This window comes from Burkholderia sp. BCC1208, assembly GCF_902833095.1.
Classification (GTDB): domain Bacteria; phylum Pseudomonadota; class Gammaproteobacteria; order Burkholderiales; family Burkholderiaceae; genus Burkholderia.
In genome coordinates, this window is the sequence record NZ_CADFDY010000014.1 from 176130 (window position 1) to 193436 (window position 17307).

Consider the following 17307-nt stretch of genomic DNA (forward strand, 5'->3'; position numbering starts at 1 on the left):
CCCGGCCGGATTCGCCGGGGCCGCATCAACGAAAAGGGGAGTCGAAAAATGTCTCAATACGCAAAACTCAAGGCGCAGATCGCCGATCTGCAAGCCCAGGCGGACGACGTGCGCCGCCAGGAAGTGGCAGCGGTGATCGCCGATGTCCAGCGATTGATTGCCGAGTATGGCCTGACGGCCCAGGATCTGGGCTTCGCGGAGCGGGCACGGCGCGGGCGTCCGCCGAAGAAGGCGCCGCTGCCGCCGAAATACCGCGATCCGAAGTCGGGTGCAACCTGGAGCGGGCGTGGCAAGCCGCCGAATTGGATCGTCGGTAAAAACCGCGATCGTTTCCTGATCGAGTGACCGAAAGCCGAATAGAAAAAGCCGCATCGACGATGCGGCTCTTTTGTTTTGCGCGCCGATTTCGGCGCGGATTTTCCGGAATATTTTCCGTGCGGATTTCCGTGTCAGGCGCCCGCGACGCGGCGCAATGCCGGTTGCTTGGTTGCCGCGCAAAGCGATTCGTAAGTTTCGACGTAACGCTGCGCCATTGCCTTCGAGCTGAAACGCGTGTCGAAACGCGCGCGGATCGCGGGGCGCGACAGGCTGTCGATCCGGTGCAGCGCACCGACCGCGCCCTGCACGTCTTCGACGATGAAGCCGGTCACGCCGTCCTCGATCACTTCCGGCACCGAGCCGCGGTTGAACGCGACGACCGGCGTGCCGCAGGCCATCGCCTCGATCATCACCAGGCCGAACGGCTCCGGCCAGTCGATCGGGAACAGCAGCGCCTTCGCGCCGGACAGGAACGCCGGCTTTTGCGCTTCGTTGATCTCACCGATGAATTCGACATGCGCCTCGCCGAGCAGCGGCTCGATCACTTCCTTGAAGTAGTCCGCGTCGGCCTTGTCGACCTTCGCGGCAATCTTCAGCGGCAGCCCGCTTTGCGCGGCGATCCGGATCGCGGTGTCGACACGCTTTTCGGGACAGATCCGACCGAGGAACGCGAGATATTCGGGCTTCACGTCCGGCTGCGGCGTGAGCAGCGTCTCGGGCAGCCCGTGGTACACGGTGCCGGCCCACGCGGCCTGCGGCAGCGGCTTGCGCTGGTTGTTCGAGATCGACACGACCGGCGAATCCGGAAACGCGTCGAACACCGGCTGCAGTTCCGGCAGGTCGAGGCGGCCGTGCAGCGTCGTCACGTACGGCGTGTCGAGGCGCGACATCAGCGGGAACGGCAGGTAGTCGAGGTGGAAGTGCAGCACGTCGAATTCGTGCGCGACCCGGGCGACCTGCTCGAGGAGCCGCATATGGGGCGCCATCGAATCGCGGACCGACGGGTCGAGCCGCAGCGCACGCGGCCACGCCGCCTCGAGACGCGCCGACGTGACCGAGTCACCGCTGGCGAACAGCGTCACGTCGTGGCCGAGTTCGACGAGCGCCTCGGTGAGGTAGGACACGACCCGCTCGGTGCCGCCGTAGAGTTTCGGCGGAACGGCTTCGTAAAGCGGCGCGATCTGGGCAATTCGCATGGGTGATCTCCAGTGTCGATCCGACGGCGACGGCGCCGATGCGGATCCCGTACAAGGTTGCGGAACTTGCCGACGCACGCGGTTCGCGGTACGTGGCCGGGCCCTGGGCGGGGTGCGCGGGGCGCCGGTCGGCAAGCTGCGGGGCGGGCCGGCACGGCTCGCGCCGCCGCCCATTGGATTCCATTATCGATATCGCCCTGCGGGGTTCGAGTGTTTTTTCAAACACTTAAGGCTTGTTACACGATGAAATACGCGAAAACCCCGAGAAAAAGGGCAGGGAATCGTAAATCGCGACAGCCATAACTATTGTTGCGCTATCGTGAAAAACCACTATAATTTTTACCGATCCGATTGTCGGCATCCCTGCCGGCAAGCCTTGCGCCACGCGCGCGGCGGCCATCGGCCCCTCGCAGCCGAATTCGCGTTGCAACCCGTTTTTCCGACTGTCCCTTTCAATTCGCCTTGTCGGAAAAATTCCTACACGGTTTACAGACAAATCCTGCACGGCATACGCCACTTCGCTGATACCGACATAAATCCCGTTTGGCCAAAATTCGCCCTGTAAGACTATAAACGAGCCGACCGAGCGCCGAGTGCGCACTGATCGAGCAAACGTTGTCATAACACGTATGGCCAAAGCAAAGCTTTTTAACGGGGGAATCATGAGCGCCACCAGCGAAATGCTCAGTGAGATCAAAGAGGTCAACCTGTCGTACCTTCTCCTCGCGCAGCGACTGCTGCGGGAGGACAAGGCGATGGGCATGTTCCGCATGGGCATTTCCCAGGAACTCGCCGACGTGCTCGCCAACCTCACGCTCGCCCAGACCGTGAAGCTGGCCGCGTCGAACCAGATGCTGTGCCGCTTCCGCTTCGATGATCACGCGCTGCTGTCGTCGCTCGCCGACAAGGGCCGCAGCGATATCGTCGCGCACGCCCACTCGGCCATCCTGATGGCCGGGCAGCAGGTCGAAGGCGTCCGCTGATCCATCCTGCCTTGCGTCTGTCCCGGCGTGCCGCCGGCCGGCAGCGTATTGGCCATTCATTCGAGTAACGTCAAGCGGACGGTTATCACCATGGCAAGCAAAAGCGTCGTGATCGAGGTGAAGGAAATCACCCTCGCCATCGAACTGATCGAACTGGGCGCCCGGCTGCAGCTGCTGGAGGCGGAGACGAGCCTGTCGCGGGACCGTCTGATCAAGCTGTACAAGGAACTGAAGGGCGTGTCGCCGCCGAAGGGGATGCTGCCGTTCTCGACCGACTGGTTCATGACGTGGCAGCCGAACATCCACTCGTCGCTGTTCTACAACATCTACCGGTTCATGCAGGACCACGGTCGCTGCGAGCCGATCCAGTCGATCGTGAAGGCGTACCGGCTCTATCAGGAGCACGTGAACCTGTCCGGCGACGAGGCCGCGCTGAGCCTCACGCGGGCATGGACGCTGGTGCGCTTCTTCGATTCGGGGATGCTGCAGATGACGCCCTGCACGCGCTGCGGCGGCCATTTCGTCGCGCATGCGCATGATCCGCATCAAGGTTTCGTGTGCGGTCTCTGCCAGCCGCCGTCGCGAGCCGGCAAGACCCGCAAGGCCGCCGCCGCGCGCGCCGAACTGGCCGCCGCAGCGGCCTGAGCGCCGCGCCGGAAGGGGGCGCGAGCGCCGCACGGGCGACGCCCGCGGGCCGCGCGAATCGTCCGCGCATTGCTGGTAAACACCGTCGGGCCGCCGCCGGGCGGCCGCGAAAGTTTTCCTGCCGACTGCCGTAAACCTGTTTAACGGCGGTCTCCCCGCCGGTCTTTCGTGAGGGACAGGCAGTGCTGATTATCGTGGGAACACTCGTGACGCTGTTGTCCGTCTTCGGCGGTTATGCGCTGGCAGGCGGGCATCTGGGCGCCTTGATCCAGCCGGTCGAGATCCTGATGATCGTGGGCGCGGGCGTCGGTGCGTTCATCCTCGGCAACGGCGGCAAGACCATCAAGGCCACGCTGCGCGTGCTGCCGACTCTCTTCAAGGGCTCGAAATACACGAAGGACGTCTACATGGAGCTGATGGCGCTTCTTTACGTGCTGCTCGCGAAGGCACGCAAGGAAGGCACGCTGACGCTCGAGGCCGACATCGACGATCCGCAAAAGAGCCCGATCTTCACGCAATACCCGAAGATCCTCGCCGATCACCACATCGTCGAATTCCTGACCGACTACCTGCGCCTGATGGTGGGCGGCAACATGAACGCGTTCGAGATCGAGAGCCTGATGGACGAGGAGATCGAGACGCACCACACGGAAGGCGAAGGCCCGGCGCATGCGCTGATGCGCGTCGGCGACGCGATGCCGGCGTTCGGCATCGTCGCGGCGGTGATGGGCGTCGTGCACACGATGGCGTCGGCCGACAAGCCGCCCGCGGTGCTCGGCGCGATGATCGCGCAGGCGCTGGTCGGCACGTTCCTCGGGATCCTGCTGTCGTACGGGTTGATCGGGCCGCTCGCGAGCCTCGCGGAGCAGCGCGTCGCCGAGTCGACCAAGATGTTCCAGTGCATCAAGGTGACGATTCTCGCGACGCTGAACGGCTATGCGCCGGCGATCGCGGTGGAGTTCGGCCGCAAGGTGCTGTTCTCGACCGAGCGCCCGTCGTTCTCCGAACTCGAAGAACATGTGCGCCGCGTGAAGGCGAAGTGACGCGGAGCAACCGATGAGCAAGAGCAAGGATCGCGCGATCGTCGTCAAGCGGGTGGCCCCGGCGAAGAAGGGCCACCACGGCGGCGCATGGAAGCTCGCGTACGCGGACTTCATGACCGCAATGATGGCGTTCTTCCTGCTGATGTGGCTGCTGAGTTCGGTCACGCCGGTGCAGCTGAAGGGGATCGCCGAATACTTCAACATGCCGCTGAAGGCCGCGATTCTCGGCAGCGGCGACCGCAGCTCGCAGGACTCGAGCATCATCAACGGCGGCGGCCGCGACCTGTCGAGCGTCGACGCCGGCACGCTGCGCCGCACCGACGGCACGACGTCGCTCGCCGAGCGCGTCGCGAAGCCGGTCGACGAGCATGCGCAAGCGCAGGCGCAGGGCGCGCTCGAGCGGCTCGAGCAGGCGCGCCTGCACGACCTGCAGATCAAGCTGATGGCCGCGATCGAGGCCAATCCGACGCTGCGCCAGTTCAAGCAGCAGATCCGCATCGATTCGACGCTGATGGGGCTGCGCATCGAGATCGTCGATACGCAGAAGCGGCCGATGTTCGCGATGTCGAGCGACCACGTCGAGCCGTACATGCGCGACATCCTGCGCGAGATCGGCAAGACGCTGAACGATGTGCCGAACCGGATCATCGTCCAGGGCCACACCGACGCCGTGCCGTACGCAGGCGGCGAGGGCGGCTACAGCAACTGGGAGCTGTCGGCCGATCGCGCGAACGCGTCGCGCCGCGAGCTGATCTCCGGCGGCATGGACGAGGCGAAAGTGCTGCGCGTGCTGGGCCTCGCGTCGACGCAGAACCTGAACAAGGCCGATCCGCTCGATCCGGAAAACCGCCGGATCAGCGTGATCGTGCTGAATCGCAAATCCGAAGAAGCGCTGATGCGCGACGACGCGACGACGACGACGCTGTCCGCCGACGCGGCCGGTTCGAAGCTGCTCGCGCAGCAGCTCGGCGGCCGGACGCCGGCGGTGCGTCCGGTCGTGGCGAGCGCCGTCGCCGTGGCGCCGAAACCCTGACGTTCCCGAGACAGACATGATCCGAACCATTCTCGCCATCGACGACTCCGCGACCATGCGTGCGCTGCTGCAGGCCACGCTGGCGCAGGCCGGCTACGACGTGACGGTGGCGCCGGACGGCGAAGCCGGCTTCGACATGGCGGCGACGGCGCCGTACGACCTGGTCCTGACCGACCAGAACATGCCGCGCAAGAGCGGGCTCGAGGTAATCGCCGCGCTGCGCAAGCTGACCGCGTACGCGGACACGCCGATCCTCATCCTGACGACCGAGGGCAGCGACGCGTTCAAGGACGCCGCACGCGACGCGGGTGCGACCGGCTGGATCGAAAAGCCGATCGACCCGGGCGTGCTGGTCGACCTGGTCGCCACGCTGTCCGAGCCGGCTGCCTCCTGACATGAACGCGACGAATTCAACCGGTGACCGGGCATGACTCTCGACATCACTCAGTTCTACCAGACCTTTTTCGACGAAGCGGACGAGCTGCTCGCGCAGATGGAGCAGTTGCTGCTGAATCTCGACGTCGATTCGCCCGATCCCGAGGATCTGGCGGCGATCTTCCGCGCCGCGCATTCGATCAAGGGCGGCGCGGCGACGTTCGGCTTTTCCGCGCTGACCGATACGACGCACATCCTCGAATCGCTGCTCGACCGCGCACGCAACCATGAGCTGACGCTGACCAAGGACATGGTCGACGCGTTCCTCGAGACCAAGGACGTGCTGTCCGACCAGCTCGTCGACTACCGCGCGAGCGCCGAACCCGACGCGGCGGCCGCCGCGACGATCTGCGCGAAGCTCGAACGGCTGAAGGCCGAAAGCGGTACGGGCGCGCCTGCTGCCGCAGCCGAGCCGGCGCCGATTGCCCCGGCCGCTCCGGTTGCCGCAGCCGTGGCGCCGGCCGCCGAGCCCGCCGCCGGCGGCGACCGCGCACCCGACCATGTGGTCGAGCAGGCCGTCGCGGCCGCGCATCCGGCGGCCGACGCCGGCGGCCCGCACCTGAAGATCACGCTGGTCGGCGTCGACGCGAAGGATCAGGCGCTGCTCACCGAAGAACTCGGCAACCTCGGCCGGATCGTCGGACGCGAGGAAGCGGGCGCCGACCTGTCGCTGTGGGTCGAATCGGACGTGCCGTCCGACGATATCGTCGCGGTGTGCTGCTTCGTGATCGACGAAAGCCAGATTCGCGTCGGGCGCGGCACGGCGCCGGCCGCGCAGGCGGCACCGGCCGTCGCGCAGGGTGCCCCCGCCGTGGCTGCCGACGCGGCTGAAGCGCCGGCCGCCCCGCAGCCCGCACGTGTCGAGGTATTCGCACCGCCGGCTGCCGCACCGCAACCGGCTGCTCCGGCACCGGCGCCGGCCGAGCCGCCCGCGGTCGCGGCGCAGCCGCAACAACACGCTCAACCGCAACCGGCCGAACCCGCGGCGCCGGTCGCCGCGCATCACGACGACAAGCGCGCACGCCCAGCCTCGGCGGCCGCGGCCGGCGCCGAAGGCAGCTCGATCCGCGTCGGCGTCGAGAAGGTCGATCAGCTGATCAACCTCGTCGGCGAACTGGTGATCACGCAGGCGATGCTGGCCGAGACGGCGACCGCGTTCGATCCGGCGCTGCACGACCGCCTGTTCAACGGGATGGCGCAGCTCGAGCGCAACGCGCGCGACCTGCAGGAAGCGGTGATGTCGATCCGCATGATGCCGATGGACTACGTGTTCAGCCGCTTCCCCCGGCTCGTGCGCGACCTCGCCGGCAAGCTCGGCAAGCAGGTCGAACTGGTCACGTTCGGCCAGGCGACCGAGCTCGACAAGAGCCTGATCGAACGGATCATCGATCCGCTCACGCACCTGGTGCGCAACAGCCTCGACCACGGGATCGAAACCGTCGACCGGCGCGTCGCCGCCGGCAAGGACGCGGTCGGCCAGCTCGTGCTGTCGGCCGCGCATCACGGCGGCAACATCGTGATCGAGGTGAGCGACGACGGCGCGGGCCTGAACCGCGAGCGGATCCTCGCGAAGGCCACGAAGCAGGGCATGCAGATCTCCGAGAACATCAGCGACGACGAAGTGTGGCAGCTGATCTTCGCGCCGGGCTTCTCGACCGCCGAGACGGTGACCGACGTGTCGGGCCGCGGCGTCGGGATGGACGTGGTGAAGCGCAACATCCAGTCGATGGGCGGCCACGTCGAGATCACGTCGCTGGCGGGCCGCGGCACGACCACGCGGATCGTGCTGCCGCTCACGCTCGCGATCCTCGACGGGATGTCGGTCAAGGTCGGCAGCGAGATCTTCATCCTGCCGCTGAACTTCGTGATGGAGTCGCTGCAGCCGTCGAACGACGACATTTACACGGTCGGCAACGGCGAGCGCGTGGTGCGCGTGCGCGGCGAATACCTGCCGCTGGTCGCGCTGCACGAGGTGTTCTCGGTCCAGGAAGCGCGCACCGACCCGACGCAGGGGATCGTCACGATCATGGAAACCGAGGGGCGCCGCTTCGCGATGCTGATCGACGAGCTGGTCGGCCAGCAGCAGGTGGTCGTGAAGAACCTCGAAACCAACTACCGCAAGGTGCACGGCATCTCGGCGGCGACCATCCTCGGCGACGGCAGCGTCGCACTGATCGTCGACGTCGCGGCGCTGAACCGAGAAACCCGTGCGATGCACGGCGCCCGTGCCGGCGCCGAGCTCGCGATGTTCTGACTCTCGCCATCAACCGATTTGGGGGCAAACGTGTCTGCTGAAGTCCAAATGATCAATCCGGCCGCGGCGAACGCGGCAACCAGCCGCCGCGCTGCGGAACACGGCGACGCAACGGGCCAGGAATTCCTCGTGTTCACGCTCGGCGACGAGGAATACGGGATCGACATCCTGAAAGTGCAGGAAATCCGCGGCTACGACAGCGTCACGCGCATCGCGAACGCGCCCGAGTTCATCAAGGGCGTGATCAACCTGCGCGGGATCATCGTGCCGATCGTCGACATGCGGATCAAGTTCCATCTCGGCCGCGTCGAGTACGACCACCAGACCGTCGTGATCATCCTGAACGTGTCGAACCGCGTGGTCGGGATGGTGGTCGACGGCGTGTCGGACGTGCTGACGCTGCAGACCGACCAGATCATGCCGGCGCCGGAATTCGGCGCGACGCTGACGACCGAGTACCTGACGGGCCTCGGCACGGTCGACGGCCGGATGCTGATCCTGATGGACATCGAGAAGCTGATGTCGAGCCGTGAAATGGCGCTGATCGAGACGCTCGGCGGGTAAGCGCGCCGCGCGCGCAGCAATTTCGGGAGAATCTGCAATGTTGCATAACTGGTCGATCCGCACGACGCTCACGGCGGTCGGACTCATCCTCGTGTGCCTGACCGCCGCGGTCGGCGGGCTCGGCCTCTACGCGCTCGATCACGCGAGCCGCTCGCTCGACGAGATCGCGCACGTCGACTTGCCGGCGATCCACACGCTCGACGACACGGCGGCGCACCTGCTGCGCTCGCGCGTGGCGCTCGATCGCTTCCGTACGCTGACCGAAGCCGGCAATGCGGCCGAGGCGACGAAGGTGCTCGACCGCGCGCAGGAGCTGTATGCGAAGTCGAACCAGAACTGGCAGGCGTTCCAGTCGACGCCGAAGCCCGGTATCGAGCAGGCGCTCGTCGACGAGCTCACCGCACGGTACACGACGATCGTGAAGGAAGGCGTCGAGCCCGAATTCGCCGCGGCGCGCGCGGGCGACATGGCGGCGTACCACGCGATCGCCGACACGAAGATCAGCCCGATGTTCGTCGCGTTCGACCAGACGGCGGCGGCCGTGATTGCGGCGCTGCAAAAGCGCGCGGAAGAACGTCAGGCCGAGACGCAGTCGCGGATCTCGATGATGATCGCGCTGATCGCGGCCGGCATCGCGATCGCGTTCGTCGTCGTGATCGCGATCCGCTTCGCGCTGCGCGGGCTGATCATCAAGCCGCTGGAAGACGCGATCGCGCACTTCGAGCGCATCGCCGGCGGCGATCTCACGCAGCCGGTGGGCGTGTTCAGCACCAACGAGATCGGCCGCCTGTTCGGCGGCATCAAGCGGATGCAGGACGCCGTCACGACGATGGTGCAGGCCGTGCATCGCGGCACCGAGTCGATCGACGTCGGCGCGCGCGAGATCGCGACCGGCAACACCGACCTGTCGCAGCGCACCGAGGAGCAGGCCGCATCGCTGCAGGAAACCGCGTCGAGCATGGAGCAACTGACGGGCACCGTGCGGCAGAACGCGGAAAACGCGCGGCAGGCGAGCCAGCTCGCGGTGAACGCATCGGACATCGCGACGCAGGGCGGCGACGTGGTCGGCCAGGTCGTGGCGACGATGCAGGACATCGCGGCGAGCTCGGGCAAGGTCGTCGACATCATCGGCACGATCGAAGGCATCGCGTTCCAGACCAACATCCTCGCGCTGAACGCGGCGGTCGAAGCGGCGCGCGCGGGCGAGCAGGGCCGCGGCTTCGCGGTGGTCGCGGGCGAGGTGCGCTCGCTCGCGCAGCGCAGCGCGAGCGCCGCGAAGGAAATCAAGCAGTTGATCGGCGATTCGACCGAGAAGGTCGACAGCGGCTCGGCGCTCGTCGCGCGCGCCGGCTCGACGATGGACGAGATCGTGCAGGCCGTGCGCCGCGTGACCGACATCATGGGCGAGATCAGCGCCGCGTCCGACGAGCAGTCGACCGGCATCGAGCAGGTCAACCGCGCGGTCGGCCAGATGGATGCGGTCACGCAGCAGAACGCGGCGCTCGTCGAGCAGGCGGCCGCCGCGGCCGCGTCGCTCGAGGAGCAGACGCGCCAGATGAAGGCGATCGTGTCGGGCTGGCGCGTCACGGGCGGCATCGCGCTCGCGCCGGCGCGCGGCGCCGCGCGGCCGGTCGCGCACGAACCGGCGGCGCTGCCGTCGGAATCGCGTCACCCTGCGCCGGTTGCCGCGCTGCCGGCGCCGCAGGCCGCGGCCCAACCGGCGGCACGGCGCGCCGCGCCGGCGTCGCGCGCGGCTGCCGCGGGCGCCGCTCCCGAACCGAAGCGTGCGGCCGATGCCGCCGCGCGTACGCCGAAGGATGCACCGGCTCCCCGTGGCGGTGCCGCCGCGGGCGGCTACGGCCCGCGTCTCGCGAAGACGGCCGCACCGGCGGACAAGCCGGGCGCGAAGCCCGCGCTCGTGCGCCCGGCGCTGAACGGCGAGAAGCCGGCGCTGGCGGCCGCCGGTGCGTCCGATGACGACTGGGAGACCTTCTAAACCATGTCGCACGCGCGCGCGCCGTTTCGACCCGATGCACCGGATGCCTCGCCTCGCGCGGGCGAGCCGGGGCGCGACTTCGCGTTCACCGGCGCGGATTTCGCCCGCATCCGTGCGCTGATTCACCAACGCGCGGGCATCTCGCTGTCCGAGCACAAGCGCGACATGGCCTACAGCCGTCTCGCGCGACGGCTGCGGGCGCGCGGCCTCGACACGTTCCGCGACTACCTCGACCTGCTCGAGCAGGAAGACGATCCGCTCGAGTGGGAAGCGTTCACCAACGCGCTGACGACCAACCTGACGGCGTTTTTCCGCGAGTCGCACCATTTCCCGATCCTGTCGGAGTTCGTGAAATCGCGGCCGGCGCCGGTATCGGTCTGGTGTTCGGCGGCGTCGACCGGCGAGGAGCCGTACTCGATCGCGATCACGCTGATCGAGGCGCTCGGCGACACGGCCGCGCGCAGCGCGTCGATCCTCGCGACCGATCTCGACACGCAGGTGCTCGCGAAGGCCGAAGCCGGCATCTACACGTACGACCAGGTCAAGCACCTGTCGCCGGAGCGGCTGAAGCGCTTCTTCCTGAAGGGCACGGGCGCGCAGGCCGGCCGCGTGAAGGTGCGCCCCGAGCTGCGCGCGATGATCCGCTTCGAGCAGCTGAACCTGACCGATGCGGACTACGGGATCCCGAAGCCGTTCGACGCGATCTTCTGCCGCAACGTGATGATCTATTTCGACAAGCCGACGCAGGGGCAGGTGCTGTCGCGCTTCGAGCCGCTCGTGAAGCCGGGCGGCCTGCTGTTCGCCGGCCATTCGGAGAACTTCACGTATGTGACGCCGGCGTTCCGGCTGCGCGGGCAGACGGTGTACGAACTGACGCGCGACGCCGCGCAGGGTGCACGGCCGCGCGGCACGCCGGCGGCCGCGATGCCGTCGCCCGTGCGCGCGCGGGCCGCGGGCGGCGTGCCCGCCCATGGAGAGCGCGGATGAGCGCACTGCCGATCGCGACCAATCGCTACTTCGACAACCACTTTGAGCGCCCCGGCGTGAAGCTGTTGCCGAACGAGTTCTACACGACGTCCGAGGACATGGTGCTGATGACCGTGCTCGGCTCGTGCGTCGCCGCGTGCCTGCACGATCCGTACGCGGGCATCGGCGGGATGAACCACTTCATGCTGCCGGACGACGGCGCCGATCCGGGCGCGGCCGCGTCGGAATCGATGCGCTACGGCGCGTATGCGATGGAAGTGCTGATCAACGAGCTGATCAAGGCCGGCGGGCGCCGCGAGCGCATCGAGGCGAAGGTGTTCGGCGGCGCGGCCGTGCTGGCCGGGATGACGACGATCAACATCGGCGATCGCAACGCGGATTTCGTGCGCCGCTATCTGGCGCTCGAGCGCATCCGCATCACCGCGGAAGACCTGCAGGGCGTGCATCCGCGCAAGGTCGCGTTCATGCCGCACAGCGGGCGCGCGATGGTGAAGAAGCTGCGGCTGCAGGTGCCGGGCGTGACCGAGCGCGAAGCCGCGCTCGCGCGCGAGGCCGATCGCGCCCGCGCGGCGCGCACGCGCGCGCACGTCGAGCTGTTCGCCGCGAAGCGGCCTGCGGCGCCGCAGCCGGCGCGCCCGCGCATCGAGCTGTTCGGTGCGCGCGGCGCCGCGCCGGCCGGCAGCGGCGGCGCGGCCGGTGCCGCCGGTGCCGCCGGCGGCGCGCGGACGGCGAACCCGCATGCCGGGAGCCCGGCCGCCCCGTACGCGGCGACCCTATCAAGAAAGCAGGAGGCATGACCGCAGTGCAGAAGATCAAAGTGTTGTGCGTCGACGATTCGGCGCTGATCCGCAGCCTGATGACCGAGATCATCAACAGCCAGCCCGACATGGAGGTGTGCGCGACCGCGCCCGATCCGCTCGTCGCGCGCGATCTCATCAAGCAGCACAACCCCGACGTGCTCACGCTCGACGTCGAAATGCCGCGCATGGACGGGCTCGACTTCCTCGAGAAGCTGATGCGCCTGCGGCCGATGCCGGTCGTGATGGTGTCGTCGTTGACCGAGCGCGGCTCGGAAATCACGCTGCGCGCGCTCGAACTCGGCGCGGTGGATTTCGTCACGAAGCCGCGCGTCGGGATTCGCGACGGGATGCTCGACTACGCGGAAAAGCTCGCCGACAAGATCCGCGCGGCGTCGCGCGCGCGCGTGCGCCAGGCGCCGCAGCCGCAGGCCGCCGCGCGCGCGGCGGACAGCGCCGCGGCCGCGCCGATGATCAACAACCCGCTCGTCAGTACCGAGAAGCTGATCATCATCGGCGCGTCGACGGGCGGCACCGAGGCGATCCGCGAAGTGCTGACGCCGCTGCCGCCCGATGCGCCGGCCGTGCTGATCGCGCAGCACATGCCGCCGGGCTTCACGAAGTCGTTCGCGCAGCGGCTGAACGGCCTGTGCCGGATCGCGGTGAAGGAAGCCGAGCACGGCGAACGCGTGCTGCCGGGCCATGCGTACATCGCGCCGGGCCACGCGCACCTGTTGCTCGCGAGAAGCGGCGCGAACTATATTGCGCAGTTGTCGGACGAGCCGCCGGTGAACCGGCACCGTCCGTCGGTCGACGTGCTGTTCCGCTCGGCGGCGACGCACGCGGGCAAGAACGCGATCGGCGTGATCCTCACCGGGATGGGCCGCGACGGCGCGGCCGGGCTGCTGGAAATGAAACGCGCGGGCGCTCACACGTTCGCGCAGGACGAAGCGAGCTGCATCGTGTTCGGGATGCCGCGCGAGGCGATCGCGCTCGGCGGCGCGGACGAGATCGCGCCGCTCGCCGACATGAGCCGCCGCGTGATGGCGCGCCTGGCGACGATGGGCGACCGCGTGCAGCGCGTGTGAAGGGAATGTCACGGGGCGCGTGCCACGATACGCGTCCCGACCGAAACGAATCTGGAAAGGAACGACGATGGACAAGAGCATGAAAATCCTGGTGGTGGACGATTTCCCGACGATGCGCCGGATCGTCCGCAACCTGCTCAAGGAACTGGGCTACACGAACGTCGACGAAGCCGAGGACGGCGCGGCCGGCCTCGCCCGGCTGCGCGGCGGCGGCTTCGAATTCGTGATCTCGGACTGGAACATGCCGAACCTCGACGGCCTCGCGATGCTGAAGGAAATCCGCGCGGACGCGACGCTCACGCACCTGCCGGTGCTGATGGTCACGGCCGAGTCGAAGAAGGAGAACATCATCGCGGCCGCGCAGGCCGGCGCGAGCGGCTACGTCGTGAAACCGTTCACGGCCGCGACGCTCGACGAGAAGCTGAACAAGATCATCGACAAGATGGCGAAGGCCGGGAGCTGACGTGAACGAGCCGATCCATGCGGCGCTCGCCGGCGCGGGGTTCAGCGCCGACAGCCACCCAGAAGGCGCCGACTTCCCGAGCGACCGCATTCTCGCGCGCATCGGCCACGTCACGCGCACGCTGCGCGATTCGATGCGCGAGCTCGGGCTCGACAAGCATGTCGAGCGTGCGGCGGAAGCCGTGCCCGATGCGCGCGACCGGCTGCGCTACGTCGCGACGATGACCGAGCAGGCCGCGGTGCGCGTGCTGAATGCGATCGAGATCGCGAAGCCGATGCAGGAGCGCATCGAGAACGAGGCCGAGGCGCTCGACGCGCGCTGGGCGCAGTGGTACGCGGCGCCGATCGAGCACGCGGAAGTGCGCGAGCTGATGGACGATACGCGCGCGTTCCTGCGCACGCTGCCGGGGTCGACGTCGGCGACCCGCGCGCAACTGCTCGAGATCATGCTCGCGCAGGATTTCCAGGATCTGACCGGGCAGGTGATCAAGAAGATCATGGACATGGTCTACCTGATCGAGCAGCAGCTCCTCACCGTGCTCGTCGAGAACATCGCGCCGGAGCGGCGCGAGCAGTTCGCGGCCACCGCGGCCGCGCTCGCGGCCGAGCAGATCAGCGCGACCGGCAGCCCCGAATCGCTGCTGAACGGCCCGCAGATCGCGCCGGAAGGCAAATCCGACGTCGTTCAGGACCAGGGGCAGGTCGACGACCTGCTCGCGAGCCTCGGCTTCTGACCTGCCGCGGCGCATCCGGGCGCCCCGTTCCGCGGGGCCGCCCGAGGCGCGCATTCCCTGTCCCCGCCTCGTTTTCCCGTGCGCGCCGCCCCTGCGCGGCGCGGCGTGATCCTGCGTCGAATTGACACTTCGCCACACTCCGCAGGCATACTACGCGTCAGCAGCAACGTAGCGTCATTCGTAAGATTCATAAGTTGGCAGGCGGCGCGGGCCGATGGCGGCGCCGTCGGCAACGAAGCCAGTCCCATGGGGGGGAACGTGAAGCTGAAACGCTTGGGCGGGACCGTCGCGCATGCGACGGCTGCAATGGGTGTGCTGTGGGCCGTCCACGCACACGCGGAACTGGGCGGCGCGCCGATGTCGCCGCCGGCGGACGATCAGGCCGCCACCGTGCGCGCGCTGCAGCGCGCGATGCGCTCGGCGGACGGCGTGCAGCCGAGCACGGCCGCCTATACCGTGCGCGAGATCACGCTCGGATCGGGCACCGTCATCCACGAATACACGTCGGCCGCCGGCAGCGTGTTCGGCCTCGCGTGGCACGGGCCGACGATGCCGGATCTCGCGTCGCTGCTCGGCAGCTATTTCCCGCAGTACACGGCCGGCGTCCAGGCGGCGCACCAGGCGCGCGGCTGGCGCGCGCCGGTGGCCGTCGAGACGAGCGGCCTCGTGATCCGGACGGGCGGCCACATGGGCGCCTTCTCCGGCCAGGCATGGCTGCCGTCGGCGCTGCCTGCCGGCGTGGCCGGCACCGATATCCAGTGACAGCGGGAGAGCGATCTTGAGCATTCCTCGTACATTCAAGCGCTGGCTCGGCGTGCTGGGCCTCCTGGCCGCAACGGCCGTGCTCGTGACCGCATGCGGCGGCGGCGATGGCGGCGGCGGCGGTTCGGCCAACAACGGCAACACGGGCGGCAACGGCTCGGGCGGGTCCGACGGCAACAGCGGCAACACGGCCGTCATCACGGTCGGCGCGGGCGCCGCGAACGTGATCAACATCCCGACCATCAGCGTGAAGGTCTGCGTGCCCGGCACGTCGAACTGCCAGATCGTCAACAACGTGCTCGTCGATACCGCGTCCTACGGGCTGCGGCTCGTCGGCAGCGCGGTGGCGGGCGTGCACGACAGCCTGCCGCAGGTGACGAGCGGCGGCGCGCCGGTCGCCGAATGCGGCAAGTTCGTGTCGAGCTACACGTGGGGGTCGGTGCGCACCGTCGACCTGTCGATCGGCACCGAGCAGGCGGGCTCGCTGCCCGTGCAGATCATCGGCGACCTCGGTACGACGAACGTGCCGAGCTCGTGCACGAACGGCGGCGCGTCGGCCAACTCGACCGGCGCGCTCGGCGCGAACGGGATCCTCGGCATCGGGCCGGCGCCGTACGACTGCGGCACGACCTGCGCGACGTCGACGTCGACGAGCAACAACTACTATGCGTGCCCGAACGGCGACAACGCGAGCTGCACGGTCGCGCTCGTGCCGCTCGCGCAGCAGGTGGCCAACCCGGTGCATCGGTTCGCGAACAACGACGGCGTGAGCGTGCAGATGCCCGACATCTCGTCCAGTGGGCAGGGCAGCGCGACCGGCACGCTGACGTTCGGCCTGCCGAACCTGAGCGGCAAGACGGTGCTGACGTCGACCACGACCGGCGACGTCAGCGCGACGTTCCAGGGGCGCAACGTGACCGCGTTCTTCGATACGGGCTCGAACGCGTATTTCTTCAACGATTCGGCCCAGACGGTCTGCTCGAGGAATACGGAGTTCTACTGCCCGTCGGCCACGACTGCCTATTCGGCCACGCTGACCGGCCAGAACGGCGCGTCGGGCGCCGTGTCGATGCCGGTCGCGAACGCGGATGCGCTGTTCTCGAACTCGTCGACGTTCGCGTTCAACGACATCGCGGGCCCGTTCGGCTCGTCCAATTGGCTCGACATCGGCATGCCGCACTTCTACGGCAAGACGATCTACTTCGGGATGGACAAGACCGCGAGCGGCGGCGGGCAGCCGTTCGTCGCGTTCTGACGCGGCACGGCCGGACGCAGGAACGAGGGGGCGAGCGATCGCCCCCTTTTTTTTGTGCCGCGGCGCCGGGCGGGCGCTACGGACCGGATCGCTGCCAGGCGCCGGCATAGCGCCTACGATGTAAGACCGGCAACGGTGCCGGCACGACATCGAGGAGACAGCGCCATGAACTCGCGTATCCAGCGCATCACGCCGTTCCTGTGGTTCGACCGCGACGCCGAGGCGGCGGCCGGTTTCTACGTATCGGTGTTCGACAACGCGCGCATCGTGCACGTCGCACGCTACGGCAAGGCCGGCGCGCACGCGTCCGGCAACGCCGAGGGCGCGGTGATGACCGTCGCGTTCGAGCTCGACGGGCAGGCGTTCGTCGCGCTGAACGGCGGCCCCGTGTTCCAGATGACGCCGGCCGTGTCGTTCGTCGTCAATTGCCGCGACCAGGACGAGATCGACCATTACTGGGCGCGCCTGTCCGAAGGCGGCGACGAGCGCGCGCAGCAATGCGGCTGGCTGCGCGACCGCTTCGGCGTGTCGTGGCAGGTCGTGCCCGTGCAGATGGCCGAACTGATGACGGGCGACGCGGCCCGCGCCGAGCGCGTGATGGCGCAGGTGATGACGATGAAGAAGCTCGATCTCGGCGCGCTGCAGCGGGCGGCGGCAGGCGAATCGGCTTAGGTCGCGTAGGTCATATAGGTCGCTCAGGTCGGCGGCCGCCGGCCCGTCCCGCCGCCCGCCGCCCGCCGCCTGCCACCCGCCAC

The 17307-nt window shown here is 68.2% G+C and carries 18 protein-coding genes; 17 read left to right on the forward strand and 1 reads right to left on the reverse strand.

The annotated features are described in order from the left end of the window. Window positions 1-48 precede the first annotated feature (48 nt). Complete coding sequence (locus HWX09_RS31220) at window positions 49-345, forward strand: H-NS histone family protein (protein ID WP_027783224.1); 297 nt, start codon at window positions 49-51, stop codon at window positions 343-345. 104 nt (window positions 346-449) lie between these two features. On the opposite strand, the gene HWX09_RS31225 is transcribed toward HWX09_RS31220, so the two are convergent. Next, window positions 450-1514, reverse strand: coding sequence for a glycosyltransferase family 4 protein (locus HWX09_RS31225; RefSeq protein ID WP_027783225.1), 1065 nt, complete (start codon window positions 1512-1514; stop codon window positions 450-452). 662 nt (window positions 1515-2176) lie between these two features. On the opposite strand from HWX09_RS31225, the gene flhD reads away from it, so the two are divergent. The 16 genes from flhD to HWX09_RS31305 all read left to right on the forward strand — a co-directional run bounded on the left by flhD (window position 2177) and on the right by HWX09_RS31305 (window position 17224). Continuing rightward, window positions 2177-2497, forward strand: coding sequence for a flagellar transcriptional regulator FlhD (flhD, locus tag HWX09_RS31230; protein WP_027783226.1), 321 nt, complete (start codon window positions 2177-2179; stop codon window positions 2495-2497). A gap of 90 nt (window positions 2498-2587) precedes the next feature. Further along, complete coding sequence (flhC, locus tag HWX09_RS31235) at window positions 2588-3142, forward strand: flagellar transcriptional regulator FlhC (protein ID WP_011350591.1); 555 nt, start codon at window positions 2588-2590, stop codon at window positions 3140-3142. Window positions 3143-3324: 182 nt separating this feature from the next. Then, window positions 3325-4185 carry a flagellar motor stator protein MotA gene (gene motA / locus HWX09_RS31240; protein ID WP_027783227.1) on the forward strand — a complete coding sequence of 287 codons (861 nt, stop codon included), beginning with the start codon at window positions 3325-3327 and terminating at the stop codon, window positions 4183-4185. Window positions 4186-4198: 13 nt separating this feature from the next. Next, on the forward strand, window positions 4199-5218 hold the full coding sequence (gene motB, locus HWX09_RS31245; RefSeq protein WP_027783228.1) for a flagellar motor protein MotB: 1020 nt from the start codon (window positions 4199-4201) through the stop codon (window positions 5216-5218). Between the two features lie 16 nt (window positions 5219-5234). Next, a complete protein-coding gene (locus HWX09_RS31250) occupies window positions 5235-5612 on the forward strand; it encodes a response regulator (RefSeq protein WP_027783229.1) in 378 nt (125 codons plus the stop codon). A gap of 33 nt (window positions 5613-5645) precedes the next feature. Beyond that, the gene (cheA, locus tag HWX09_RS31255; protein ID WP_027783230.1) at window positions 5646-7907 is read left to right on the forward strand and encodes a chemotaxis protein CheA; all 2262 of its coding nucleotides are present in this window, start codon (window positions 5646-5648) and stop codon (window positions 7905-7907) included. Window positions 7908-7955: 48 nt separating this feature from the next. Then, window positions 7956-8471 carry a chemotaxis protein CheW gene (cheW, locus tag HWX09_RS31260; protein WP_027783231.1) on the forward strand — a complete coding sequence of 172 codons (516 nt, stop codon included), beginning with the start codon at window positions 7956-7958 and terminating at the stop codon, window positions 8469-8471. A 37-nt stretch (window positions 8472-8508) separates the two neighbouring features. After that, complete coding sequence (locus tag HWX09_RS31265) at window positions 8509-10467, forward strand: methyl-accepting chemotaxis protein (RefSeq protein ID WP_027783232.1); 1959 nt, start codon at window positions 8509-8511, stop codon at window positions 10465-10467. A gap of 3 nt (window positions 10468-10470) precedes the next feature. After that, window positions 10471-11454, forward strand: a complete 984-nt coding sequence (locus HWX09_RS31270; protein ID WP_027783233.1) for a CheR family methyltransferase — start codon at window positions 10471-10473, stop codon at window positions 11452-11454. After that, window positions 11451-12251: a chemoreceptor glutamine deamidase CheD gene (gene cheD, locus HWX09_RS31275; RefSeq protein ID WP_027783234.1), complete on the forward strand. Its 801-nt coding sequence runs from the start codon at window positions 11451-11453 to the stop codon at window positions 12249-12251. The genes HWX09_RS31270 and cheD overlap by 4 nt, the downstream gene beginning before the upstream one ends. Next, window positions 12248-13339: a chemotaxis response regulator protein-glutamate methylesterase gene (locus HWX09_RS31280; protein ID WP_027783235.1), complete on the forward strand. Its 1092-nt coding sequence runs from the start codon at window positions 12248-12250 to the stop codon at window positions 13337-13339. Before cheD ends, HWX09_RS31280 begins: the two co-directional genes overlap by 4 nt. Before the next feature lie 67 nt (window positions 13340-13406). Beyond that, window positions 13407-13802, forward strand: coding sequence for a chemotaxis response regulator CheY (gene cheY / locus HWX09_RS31285; protein WP_027783236.1), 396 nt, complete (start codon window positions 13407-13409; stop codon window positions 13800-13802). 1 nt (window position 13803) lies between these two features. Beyond that, window positions 13804-14535: a protein phosphatase CheZ gene (gene cheZ, locus HWX09_RS31290; RefSeq protein ID WP_027783237.1), complete on the forward strand. Its 732-nt coding sequence runs from the start codon at window positions 13804-13806 to the stop codon at window positions 14533-14535. Between the two features lie 258 nt (window positions 14536-14793). Further along, on the forward strand, window positions 14794-15297 hold the full coding sequence (locus tag HWX09_RS31295; protein WP_027783238.1) for a DUF2844 domain-containing protein: 504 nt from the start codon (window positions 14794-14796) through the stop codon (window positions 15295-15297). 16 nt (window positions 15298-15313) lie between these two features. Beyond that, window positions 15314-16552: a DUF3443 family protein gene (locus HWX09_RS31300; RefSeq protein ID WP_027783239.1), complete on the forward strand. Its 1239-nt coding sequence runs from the start codon at window positions 15314-15316 to the stop codon at window positions 16550-16552. Between the two features lie 165 nt (window positions 16553-16717). Further along, window positions 16718-17224: a VOC family protein gene (locus tag HWX09_RS31305; protein WP_027783240.1), complete on the forward strand. Its 507-nt coding sequence runs from the start codon at window positions 16718-16720 to the stop codon at window positions 17222-17224. Window positions 17225-17307: the final 83 nt, after the last annotated feature.